Annotated in this window: 9 protein-coding genes; 8 read left to right on the top strand and 1 reads right to left on the bottom strand. The window is 31.8% G+C overall.

Going from position 1 to position 12,553, the window contains the following annotated elements; genetic code table 11:
* Positions 1-301: 301 nt before the first annotated feature.
* The 5 genes from KO521_RS02975 (at position 302) to KO521_RS02955 (ending at position 6,833) form a co-directional block, all read left to right on the top strand.
* Positions 302-1,321 carry an MBOAT family O-acyltransferase gene (locus tag KO521_RS02975; protein ID WP_354668187.1) on the top strand — a complete coding sequence of 340 codons (1,020 nt, stop codon included), beginning with the start codon at positions 302-304 and terminating at the stop codon, positions 1,319-1,321.
* Positions 1,322-1,323: 2 nt separating this feature from the next.
* The gene (locus KO521_RS02970) at positions 1,324-2,106 is read left to right on the top strand and encodes an SGNH/GDSL hydrolase family protein (RefSeq protein WP_215938411.1); all 783 of its coding nucleotides are present in this window, start codon (positions 1,324-1,326) and stop codon (positions 2,104-2,106) included.
* Positions 2,107-2,564: 458 nt separating this feature from the next.
* On the top strand, positions 2,565-4,403 hold the full coding sequence (locus tag KO521_RS02965) for an Ig-like domain-containing protein (protein WP_215938410.1): 1,839 nt from the start codon (positions 2,565-2,567) through the stop codon (positions 4,401-4,403).
* A 74-nt stretch (positions 4,404-4,477) separates the two neighbouring features.
* Positions 4,478-5,020, top strand: a complete 543-nt coding sequence (locus KO521_RS02960; protein ID WP_194550734.1) for a serine O-acetyltransferase — start codon at positions 4,478-4,480, stop codon at positions 5,018-5,020.
* Positions 5,021-5,222: 202 nt separating this feature from the next.
* The gene (locus tag KO521_RS02955; protein WP_215938409.1) at positions 5,223-6,833 is read left to right on the top strand and encodes a sialate O-acetylesterase; all 1,611 of its coding nucleotides are present in this window, start codon (positions 5,223-5,225) and stop codon (positions 6,831-6,833) included.
* A 53-nt stretch (positions 6,834-6,886) separates the two neighbouring features.
* Here KO521_RS02955 and KO521_RS02950 read toward each other — a convergent pair whose 3' ends face one another.
* A complete protein-coding gene (locus KO521_RS02950; protein ID WP_194550736.1) occupies positions 6,887-8,143 on the bottom strand; it encodes a right-handed parallel beta-helix repeat-containing protein in 1,257 nt (418 codons plus the stop codon).
* 366 nt (positions 8,144-8,509) lie between these two features.
* Here KO521_RS02950 and KO521_RS02945 point away from each other — a divergent pair, with 366 nt between their 5' ends.
* From KO521_RS02945 to KO521_RS02935, 3 genes are all read left to right on the top strand, one after another.
* Entirely contained in the window at positions 8,510-9,604 is a 1,095-nt protein-coding gene (locus KO521_RS02945) for a glycosyltransferase family 4 protein (protein ID WP_215938408.1), read from the top strand.
* A gap of 10 nt (positions 9,605-9,614) precedes the next feature.
* Positions 9,615-10,970, top strand: a complete 1,356-nt coding sequence (gene murJ, locus KO521_RS02940; RefSeq protein WP_215938407.1) for a murein biosynthesis integral membrane protein MurJ — start codon at positions 9,615-9,617, stop codon at positions 10,968-10,970.
* A 582-nt stretch (positions 10,971-11,552) separates the two neighbouring features.
* Positions 11,553-12,530 (top strand): O-antigen ligase family protein, encoded by a 978-nt coding sequence (locus KO521_RS02935; protein ID WP_215938406.1) that lies wholly within the window; start codon positions 11,553-11,555, stop codon positions 12,528-12,530.
* Positions 12,531-12,553: the final 23 nt, after the last annotated feature.

Below are 12,553 nucleotides of genomic sequence, written 5' to 3'. Positions count from 1 at the left end.
TAGTTCTTATGTGTTTTATGGGTGGTGGGACTATCGCTTCCTATTTTTAATCTTGCTATCCACTTTAGTTGATTTCTTTATAGGTTTAAAAGTCCAAAACGAGCTCAAACCGTCTAAACAAAAAATTTATCTTTGGGTAAGTATTCTTTTTAATATTGGCGTTCTTGCCGTATTTAAATACTTCAATTTTTTTATTGATTCCTTAATGGAGTTGTTGATGGAGTTAGGTTTCTCCCCGGCAAATAGATGGACTATAAACATAATTTTACCAGTTGGTATTTCATTTTATACCTTTCAAACAATGTCATACACAATAGACATCTATAGAAAGAATTTAAAAGCTACATCAGATTTTATAGGCTTTGCCTCTTTTGTTGCATTTTTCCCCCAATTAGTAGCAGGTCCTATAGAGAGAGCAACAAACTTATTACCTCAAATTCTAAATAAAAGAAAATTCGATTATAAACAATCTGTTCAAGGCCTTCGGTTGATCTTGTACGGAATGTTTAAAAAAGTTGTAATCGCAGATTCTTTAGCCCCAAGGGCTAACGATATATTTGCAAACTATCAAGACTATGATGGAGGAACACTATGGCTCGGTGCTATTTATTTTTCCTTTCAGATATATTGTGATTTTAGTGGGTATTCAGATATTGCCATAGGTACGTCTAAGTTATTTGGTTTTGAGCTAATGTCTAATTTCAAGTTTCCTTATTTCTCAAGAAATATTGGTGAATTCTGGCGAAGATGGCATATCTCACTGTCAACTTGGTTTCGAGATTACCTATATATACCGTTAGGTGGGTCAAAAGGGGGTAAATGGCAATCTCTAAAAAATATATTTATCATCTTCTTGGTTAGTGGTTTTTGGCATGGTGCAAATTGGACTTTTTTAATGTGGGGTTTTATACATGCTTTATTATATGTTCCATTATTTTACTTTGATCTAAATAGAAAATATGTAGGAGGTATTGTTGCCCAAAATAAATTTCTACCGTCTATAAAAGAGTTCATTGAGATTAGTGTTACTTATTTTTTTGTTGTTATTGCTTGGGTATTCTTTCGTAGCGATACTATTTCAAATGCTTTTTTGTACATAAAAAAAATGTTTATTGAAATTCAATTACCCAGTTCAAAACTTCAAGGTGTGGGCTACTGTCTTGTATTCATAATTATAGAATGGTTTTTGAGAAAAGATGAAAGATTATCTACTATTTCAAAATATAAAATTATTAGGATTTTATTTTACATTTTTCTACTCTTCCATGTGGTACTATATTTTGGTGTTGTTCAAACAGATTTTATATACTTTCAATTTTAATCATGAAGAAATTAATACTCAATAGTTTTGTTTTCCTCTTATTATTCATTGTAGTTTTTGAATGCTTTCAAGGCCTCACCTCCCCTATTTTTAGTGTCAGGCAATTTACAGCAGATATTAAGCGGGTCTTTACTACTCCATCTATTGCAAATAAAAATGATTCTATTGGCTATAATCCAAATGGAGAGAAAATAAGATTAAATATAAATAATTTGGGTTTTTATTCTCACATTGATTTTGAAACTAATGAATTAAGCGAAAATTATGCATTAGTTGGTGATTCATTCGTGAAATCAGAAATTTGTGGTACATACAATTCAATCGCTTACTTATTAGATGAAACAATTGATGCAAAAGTTTTTAATTTTGGAGCTAGCGGCGGAAATCTAAATACATACAATGACATTTATAAAACCTATGATTTAAAAGAAGCTAAACTAGTTTTTATACTAATAAGCGGGACTAACGATTTAGTTTACAAGAAACAGGTAAATAAAAAACAGGAATCCTCTTTTAAAATCGTTAATTTAATCAACCAAAAACTTAATGGCCCTAAATTCTATTCACAGCCCAACTTTGAACTATTTGAATCTGATTTGGATAATGTTGTGTATTTGGTTCATGACAACCTAACCAAAAAGTCACTTATTAAAAATGGTGTGAATCAGCCTATTATTGAATTACACATTGGAGATAAATATCGTTTTTCTGATGGACATTATACAAAGGAAGGGAATGAGCTTATTGCTAATCAGATATTTCAATTCCTAAACGAACACAATTAAATCAATACAAATAACAGGTCTACGATTTTATTTTATAAGCTCCCTAAAACCTCTTGAAAAACTATTTTTGCTAATACAAGCTTTCCTACACAGATAGTTTAAAACTCCACCTGAATAGTTCAGGTCCATGTTCTATGGTATCTATTTTTAATCTTCTTAACACAAAAACTAACTTAACGCCAAACTCTTCTATTTTCACTAAGTGATCAATGCTTTACATTACCTCAAAACATTATTTTAACACACTTCATCGATAATCACAATTAGGTATAGTGCAGTTCATCTAAAAAAGAGCTTAGTAAGCAACAAACAAAACTCTGATGGAGTTATAAAACAAAATTCGTTCAATTGATTCAAAAGTAAGATGAATGAACAAAAATTTTCATAGAGAAGAATGATGAAACAAAGCTAGATAAATAGTTCCCAAAGCTGTTTTTCTGACTAAACAACTCCTACTTATGCACTGCACAACCATATCTCCCTCAAAAGGAGTACTACTATCTTTTGCTTTTTTTTTGCTAACCGCATCTTGTTCAAAAGATGTAGATTTATTAGCAAGCTATGTCGTCCAAGATGGAGAAAGCAGTCTTAATAACTATAGTGAATATCTCATTAACGATAGTTACAATTTAAACGGAAACAGCTCTATTGTTTTAGATGTATTGGATAATGATACTTTTATTGATACCGATAAAGTACAAATCGTAGAAACTTCGCAACCAAAAAATGGAACAGTACAGATTAACCCAGATAATACTTTAACCTATATCATAACTACCGGAAATAATAACGAAGAGGTTAATACCGAAGAAAGCAATGAAAATGAAACCACACAAGAGAACAATACTGACATAACCGAAGAGGAATCAGCGCAAACTGAGAGTACTATTAAGGAACCAGAAACAGCCGAAGAAGAAACCGAAACGATAACGTTTGATGACAAAACTAACGAAGAGGAAGACACATTCACTTATACTGTGAAGACCACTGATGAAAAAGGAGAAATTAAAACTGAAGAAGGCAAAGTAACCATCTTTTTCAATAAAAAATATGAAAATTTAAAAGCGTTTCCTTCAGCAGAAGGATTTGGTAAATTTGCAACTGGTGGACGAGGTGGAAAAATTATAGAGGTTACCAACCTTAATGATTCTGGAAATGGAAGTCTACGAGCCGCTTTATTGGCTGAAGGACCTCGTACCATTATTTTTAAGGTCTCAGGCACAATAGAGTGTAATTCATACCTCCAAATTAGCAACGGTAACGGAAATGTAACCATAGCAGGACAAACCGCTCCAGGAGATGGTATTGCCATTAAAGGTGCTGAATTTAGAATAATGGCGTCTAACGTTATTGTACGACATATTAGAATCAGACCTGGTGAGCAAACTACAGGTTCTAATGAAGATGCTCTTAGAATCATAGCCTTCAATAATACTACAACAGAAAACGTTATAATTGATCATTGTAGCTTGAGTTGGGGAAAAGATGAAATCGTTGAAATGGGTGGAATAGGTGGGACAAGCAATGTTCGTAATATAACCATACAAAATAGTATTGTTGGAGAGAATATTTCAACTAGTCACAAATTCGGATTAATCCTATGGAATCGAGCAAATAATATAAGTGTTTATAAAAACCTCTTTGTTCATAATATGGAACGTAACATAAGGTCTTCGACTTGTACCTCTAGCTTTGAGATGATAAACAACCTTGTGTACGGTTTTAAAGATGCTACCTACCCTACTTATGAAAATCAATTTGATATTATTGGTAATGTTTACAAATCAAATCCTAATGTTAGTGTAAATGAAACTGTTATTCAACTAACCGCTTCATTAAATAACTGTCCCGATGGTAATATTTCAGGCACTCAAGGTTATATTCATGATAATACTTTAGACGGTAATTCTGCAAAAATATCGTCTAATATTAACCCTTATCTACAGAACACACCTGTTTTCAATTCAGGAATTAACCCCATGCAATCATCTGAAGTCGAAAGTACTGTATTAGCAAATGTAGGGGCATCCAAACCCAATAGAGATTCTTCGGACGAGAGAGTTGTACAAAACGTAATAAATAGAAATGGAGGCATGCTTATAAATGTATCCGACGTTGGCTACCCCAACTTAAAAAGTGGTGAAGCATATCAAGATTCAGATAAAGATGGAATGGACGATGAGTGGGAAACCTCAGTTGGCTTAGACCCTACCGATTCTACGGATGGCAAAAAGGATGTTAACAACGATGGATATACAAACCTAGAAATATTCTTAGAATATTTGGCCCAAGAATAAAATTAACCAGTATATTTAATTAAGTTGTAACGACAAGAAAGCTATAGTCCTTAATAATAATTTGAAAATCCATAATGGAGCATCATATTAAATACGATTTATACAGATATAAAGGAGAATCTAGTATAAGAAAAGGTTTTAAATCCGAGGGTTTTAAATTTACATATTACTTCAGAAAAGCGGCTTCCAAAAAAAGATTCTCCATATCAGGAATATATTACCGATATGTCCTGAAAAAACTTCGTTATAAATATGGTATTCAAATTCCTATTAAAACCAAAATTGGTCATGGTCTTTATTTGGGTCATTTTGGAATGATCGTGATTAACGAAAAAGCTGTAATAGGAAATAACTGTAATCTATCTCATTCAATTACCATTGGGCAAACCAATAGAGGGAAACGTAAAGGGTCTCCAATTATTGGTAACGAGGTATGGATTGGAACAGGTACTGTTATTGCGGGAAATATAAAAATTGGTAACAATGTTCTAATTGCTCCAAACTCTTTTGTCAATTCTGATGTACCTGAAAATTCATTAGTAATTGGTAATCCTGCCCAAATTATTGCGAAGGAAAATCCAACGGAAGATTATATCAATTATATTTTAAAGGGCTAATCGATACGCTCTATCTTCTTTTTTTACGAAATGTCTACTCTATAAAAAGCTTTTAATGTTAAGAGAAATGTCACTTCATCGAAAATTACAATTAACGGCACCGTTTAACGAAAAAATTGACTAATTACCGCATATTGAACGTTTAATTAAAAGATAAGTACCTCTCCAAATTATGGTACTCTTTTAATTAACCTACCTTTTCATGATTTCATCCCATTCAATACATATTTTCAAAAAGCATAAACTACTTTTTAGGCTATTGTTTGTTGCTATAGTCTCAGTTATTGTAATTTCATGTAGTAAAGAAGAAGAAGACTTAGCGGATGCAATAGGATTGATAACGGTTGAGGATAATGTATCTGCTCCTGAGGAAGTACAAGACTCCATAATCTATAGTCAGTTTGCCTTTACCCCTACCGATGACATATACTTATCCGGGAAACAAGGAGTAAATGATACAATTATCATATTAGAACAACAAGAAAATCTTGGCTATATTAAGTTTAATTTAGACAGAATTAAAGATACCATTTTAACGGCCACTTTGGAATTATCCATAATTGGCGAATTCGGTGATGGTAAAATAAATATTATCAAAGGAGACTCACCTATTTGGAATGAAATTAATCTTGATTCAATAGTTTTACCAGAAATCGGAGAAATAATAAATATATCGGAGGAAATATCTCAACAAAATAACAAAAGATTCATTGATCTTAATGTTTCAAAACTTAATAAGAACGAAAATACATTTATTCTTGCTCTTTCAGAAGGAAATGAAATTCTGGTAAATTCAAAAGAGAGTTCGCCAGAAACTAGTCCGAAATTGTGGGTGACGTATGAAGGTGAATTAAAGGATGAATTGGTGAACAATGATACTGAGGAGAATTTCGAAGAAGAAAAAGAGGAAGAAGAAAAAGAGGAAGAAAAAGAAGAAGAAGAAGAAGAAGAAGAAGAAGAAGAAGAAGAAATTCAGAAAAATGAGGCTGAAAAAGATATTGATGAAGATATTGAAGACGATGTGATAAGCGAACAAGTGCCAACTAATGAAGAACCATCAGAAGAAATTACTCCAGAAACCGAAGAGTTCGGTTATGATATTATTTTAATTGCAGGGCAATCCAATACTCACGGAGGAACGGGATATAACTCAACTCTTGACGCAAGTGAGGATAGAATCAATCAATTTGGAAGAAACAACGGTAATGATTATAAAATCGTTGATGCCGTCGAACCATTAGATCATCACACCAGAAGCACTGGTAAAATTGGTTTCGGTTTAACTTTTGCTAAACTTTATAAAAATCAACTTCTTAACAGCAATAGGGAAATACTAATTATTCCTTGTGGGAAAAACAGCACAGGTTTTAAAGATGGTGATTGGAACAAGGGTGACCTCCTGTACAATGACATGATTGAAAGAGTTACGCATGTACTGCAGAAATATCCATCAAGTAGTTTAAAAGTAATATTGTGGCATCAAGGGGAAAACGATGTATACAACAAAAATTTTGCCAATACTTTAGACCAATTTATTTCTGATGTAAGAACCGACCTTAAACAAATTAGCACACCCTTTATTCTTGGCGGAATGGTACCTTTCTGGGTCAATACAAAACCTGAGAGAATAACACATCAACAATTATTGGCAGACACAGTTAACAGAGTAAACATTGTAGGGTTTGCAAATCCATCATATCCATCAACTATTGTGAAACAAGGTGATGATGAGGTAGATTATATTCACTATGATGCTGCAGGTCAAAGAGAATTAGGCCGCAGGTATTTCAATGAATATCTTAAACTGAAATAGACCTGTCAAATAAGTATTCTAATTAGAGTTGTAAAGTCAGATTAGGACTCGTTTTATTCTTGGGTAATATTAATATTTACATCAATATTATTGGAACCACTATATTTTATATATTCCACTTTAGGTTCTTGGGTACTTATCAATGTTATATCGCCTGAAATACTAGAAACATTTTTTAACGTGGGTAGCGTCGAGCCCCTTATTGACATGTAGGGTACATTAGCATTGTATTGTAGTGTTAAATTATCAAAAATAAAACCTCCTAATTGATAACTACCCTTGTAATAATCTGGCACTTCCAAATAAATAGGTGGATATGATCCGTCTTTACAAATATTCAAAGCAGAACAATTTTTAAAAGTAACATTGTAGGCTTCAACAGTCTTCCTACTATAGAAAAGACCCCATTTTGAATTTTTTATCAAACAATTCTCGAAAACAACCTTACCTTTTACAGGGTTGGTTTTATGGGCATTGAAGATTAATTCGCTCGCTATATATTTATTGCCTTTATCATGATTATTTTCTACTACGCAATTAACAAATTCAATATCAACTGGAGCGGAATCACTTTCTAAATTATGCAATGCAAGAACAACACCCGCATGGTTATTCTCAACAAATGTACAGTCGTAAAAGCGAATACCCTGAATACGATCAAGTTTTGAATTTGGTTCTACATCTACCCCAGCTTCTGGAAGGGTTCCTTTGGTATTTTTGAAAATACTATTTTTAATAGTCACATTCTTGGCACTAACAATCGACATTCCCTGTCTCTTATTATTATCCGATACTATATTTTCAATTTGAATGTTTTCCGAAAATTCGCCTTTTTTACTTCCCGCTATATAAATACCATCTCCCCCTGAATCTTTGAGTGTTAAATTGGAAATATTTATACTGGTGCAACTTCTTAGGCTGATACAATGTCTCCACTCCCCATCAGTATATTCTTTCTTATTCATTTGCAAGATAGCGGAGTTTCCTATAATTATGACATTATGTGAATTACGAAATTCCATTAAAGCATCCGTAGTTTTAACAAAACCTCCTTCCTTAGCGCATAGCATGACGCCTTCCTCAAAAACCAACACTTTGTTTTTCAACTGATTAAAAAGTAATGGGCCTGTTATCCACTGCGTATGCTGCTTATCAAAAATGACAGTATCGTTTTCTGATAAAATAGCATCATAAATATGTTTTGTAGAATCAAAAGCATCAAAACCGAAGTCTGAAATTTTTACAGTTTGTCCGGACAACTTGAAAATACACAACAAAACCAAAATCACAACAAAACGTTTCTCAATCATAAATTAAATTTATTTACATGATAGCCCTTTAACGACGTAAAACTAAGTTTTTAAAATGAGTCTAAAGTTTTAGGTTTCTTAAAATTAAGTCATATTAGTATTATTCATATGGTTGTTATGGTATGTGACCTATTTAGTAACCAATCAATTTTCATTTGTAGTTTTATCAACAACTGTATATGGGTGTTTAAGCTATCTTTGAATAATTATTTGTGTTTTATCAACTTTTATACATCTTTGCCCATTCTTAAGAAAGAAAACATCAGTTTCTGCGTTAACGTATGGTATTGTTTAAGTTTTTCTTCTTTATGGGTCTGAGATGGAACATATTGAGATTTAGACTTGTTCCTTATAATTATCCATTTAATGAAAAAAAAATCTATTGCATTTATTATTGGGTCTTTAAGCTCTGGGGGGGCTGAAAGGGTAGTTAGTACATTATGTAATGAACTAATTGAAAAATATAAAGTAACAGTAATTACTTTTGTTAATTTAAGTCCATTTTACAAGTTGGACCCTAGAATAAAGCAATTATATTGTTATGATAAGATTAAGCCGAGTAAGACAGTTTTTGACACTATAAAACTAAACTATAAACTCTATAAAAGAATTACTAAGCACTTAAGAAACGAAAAGATAGAACTAGTTATTTGTTTTTTAACAAGAGAGAATATTTTAGGAATACTTGCTGCAAAAACCCTGAAAATTCCTGTTATAATAAGCGAGAGAAATAACCCATACGAAGTAAACCTAGGCTTTTTATGGAACACTCTCTTGAAATTTACTTATCCAAAGGCCAATTGTCTGGTAGTACAGACTAAAATTATTGAACAATATTTTAAATCTTTCGTTGAAGAAGAAAATCTCCAAATATTGGCTAACCCTATTTCTACCGAGTTAACCTTGTCAAGAAATAAAGAAATCGAAAAAAAGAAAATTGTTCTTAATGTAGGTCGTTTTACAGAACAAAAAGCGCAAATACTTTTAATAAGAGCCTTTTCAGCTCTAAATGAAGAAGATTGGTGTTTACACATAATTGGGAAAGGACCAAAACAAAAGGAATATGAGAATATAATACGTGAATTAGGGATGCAAGAGAAAATTAAACTTCTGTCTCCTACAAAATCCATAAGCGATCATTACAACTCCAGCTCTATATTTGCCTTTACCTCTATATATGAAGGTTTTCCAAATGCCTTGATTGAAGCTATGCATTATGGACTACCTTGCGTTGCTACTGACTGCCCAACAGGTCCTTCTGAACTAATAAAAAATGGAGAAAACGGTTTTCTGATTGAAATGAACAATCAAATACAATTAGAAGAAAAACTAAATGTTCTATTTAATGATGCGACTTTAAGATCAAATTTTTCGATAAAAGCACAGATGTCGGTAGAAAAATTTCAAGCCGTTCATATAGCGAACGATTGGGAGCAGATTATTTTAAAAAATCTGAAATAGTAAAATTGTAATGATAAATAAAATTAAAAGCTTTTTCAAAAATTTCAATGCAAAAGCTTTATTTCAAAATCAAGTTGTTAAGAATATACTTACTGTTGGTATTGCAACTCTATTGATAAAATTCATTGGTTTCTATAAAGAATCGGTGGTTGCTGCAAACTTTGGCCTTTCTGAAATTTTGGATACATTTTTTATTGCTTCACTTGTTCCAGGGTTTATCGATACTGTATTTTTGGGTGCTTTTAAAAATGTTTTTATACCTAGTTATGTTGCAGAATTAAAAACTACAAATAGCATATCTTCTTTTCAAACTACTGGTTTTTTGGTAACAGGCTTAGTGTCTGTTCTATTTATGATAATTGCCTTTGTGTTTACCGATACTTATGTGGAAAATTTCTTCGCTGGTCATACCCAAGAATACTATAGTATGATTAAAAGTCAATTTCGCTATCTTCTTCCATGTATTGTGATTTGGGGGTTTTCTTCTTTGCTAAGTGGTATGCTAAATATATATGGAGAATACAAATATTCTTCTTACGGTAGTGTGTTCGTGCCTATTTCTATAATAGCTTGTCTGTTTTTATATAGGGATGTGTTCGGTAATTTGGTCTTAGCTTTTGGTACTTTGTTTGGGTCCATACTATGTTTTTTGTATTATCTAGTACTCTGTCTGAAAAAGAAAATCCTAAAACTATCTAAACCAAATTTAAAGAGTTCCAACGCCAGGCTTATGTTTGCACAATTGCCCGCTAAAATTTCATCTGGTTTTCTAACAGGAATGAATGGTGTTGTAGACCAATATTTTGCTGCGCAATTAGTCCTAGGTTCAATTGCCGCCATTAATTATGGAAAAAAAATGCCCGCCTTTTTGATCGGTCTTTTGGCCATAGCTATTACAAATGTATTATTACCCTATTTTTCGAAATTAGTGCTTAACAATCGAGGAAAATCTTTTGAAACGGTGTTTAAAATGATGAAAATTACATTTTGGGGAGGTGCTGTTTTTGCGATATTGGGAATTATTTTTACTGATTTCTTTGTTGAATTTTTCTTTCAAAGAAAAGAGTTTACCGCAGAAGATACGAAAGTGGTTTCGAACATTCAAAAAATCTTTTTAGTATATATTCCCTTTACTATAGCAGGAACGATAAATGTGAATTTTTTAACAAGTATTAATAAAAACGCATTTATGGCTTATGTTTCCTTTGGAGCTTTAGTTCTAAATATTATACTGGACTATATTCTCATTCAGTATTATGGTATTCTAGGAATAGCTATTTGTACAACCGTAGTTGTAATATTGAAAAATGTCATTATGTTTTATTTTACGTTTAAGGAAAGTAAAAAGACAGGGGTTACTACATGATTTTTTCAATCTAAACATTGGAATTAGTGACAATTTAAATTAAATATTTAGAAGTTATTCGTAAGTTAGAAGCCTGTCTATTTTGTTTTTTTATGTTTTTTTTTTGGAACATTATAGCTAATTAAGTTTTTCCGTCTTCTTTTTCTACATACATTCGGAAAGCTTTCTAGTTGTATTAGGTGAGCTATTTTAGCAAAGTCCAAATTTTGAAAGTTCATATTGTTATAAAAAAATATCCGAGCAACCCAATCAATTTTTTAATAGGAACTAATGATATTTAATTTACATAAAAATCCAAAAAGATGGGTTTTCACGTACAAACATGATTTTCACGTACAAATATGAATTAATGACTCTAATAAGAAATATAAATCTATTTTTGTAGTTTATGAAGTATCGCCGTAGCTAATGAACAATATTTTAAAAGGTATACAATACCTTATACTCATCTTATTGCTTTGGAACCTGCCTAATTACATAACGGCATATTTCAACCCAAGTTTGGGCTCCCTACTTAGCTATGCCTCGACACTTTTATTGTTTCTATTTTTTTTTCTAATCAAGAAGAAACACAAGATGCCCTTGCCATTTATTTTTTTAACCTTATTCTATTTTATTTTTAGTGGGGTAAATGCACTCTACGGTGTTAATGAAATTGAAATAATTAAAGAGTTTATCCGTTCATTGGCGATTGTGGTATTTTCAGTAGAAGTATTGCATAGAACCTCGAAAAAAGAAATTTTCAATATTCTTCTTATCGGGGCAGGTTCTATAATCATAAATGCGTTAGTTTTTCCTTTGGCAAATGCTAATTTTTATCCTACTTACGGTAGATATAGTGGTTTTTATTTAAACCCAAATTTAGCCGGTTCTATTTGCCTCATTGGGTATAGCTTGAGCTATCTCGTTCCAAAATTAGGATTTAGAGTTTTAGGGCAATTTATTTTAACCCTTGCTGGAATATTAACTTTTTCAAGAACATTTATTCTTATATGGCTCCTGATAAATCTTGTGGCTATTTATCGAAGTAGAAAAAATATTATCACCCCAATTATTGGAGCCGGTACCTTCGTTATCTTTTTTGCTATTTCGAGTATGTTATCATTGAATAAAGAACGCTTTTCAGCATTTTCTAGTATTTTCAGCAATGAACAAGCTGTTCAAACCAAAACGTTGGGAGAGGATAGTAGAACTGAAACTTGGGCACTTTATACTGAGTATGTTTTAGATAAGCCCTTGTTTGGAAATGGTTATTATTTTTTTCAGTTGCATAGGCCAGGTTTGCCGGGTGTCCACAATTCTTATTTAATGGTTATTGGTGAAGCTGGTATTCTGCCGTTCTTAATTATGATTGGCATATACTTATTCATTCTGTACAGAAGTCTTCTTGTTTTTAAAACGAATCCTGAATATCTCTACTTAAGTCTTACCATATCTATATATCTTATGACCGGTCATGGTTATTTTGATAACTACTGTAATATTTTTATTTCTATGTACGTTTACATTAATGTAAAAGAAAAATTACTAAACGAACAGCAATCTATTTTTACTTCTTAAATATTTAATTTTTCTATTTTACT

Source organism: Zobellia uliginosa (genome assembly GCF_018860745.1).
Classification (GTDB): Bacteria; Bacteroidota; Bacteroidia; order Flavobacteriales; family Flavobacteriaceae; genus Zobellia; species Zobellia uliginosa_B.
Note: the sequence above shows the minus strand (reverse complement) of the source record. Positions and strands in the feature narration are given on the sequence as shown.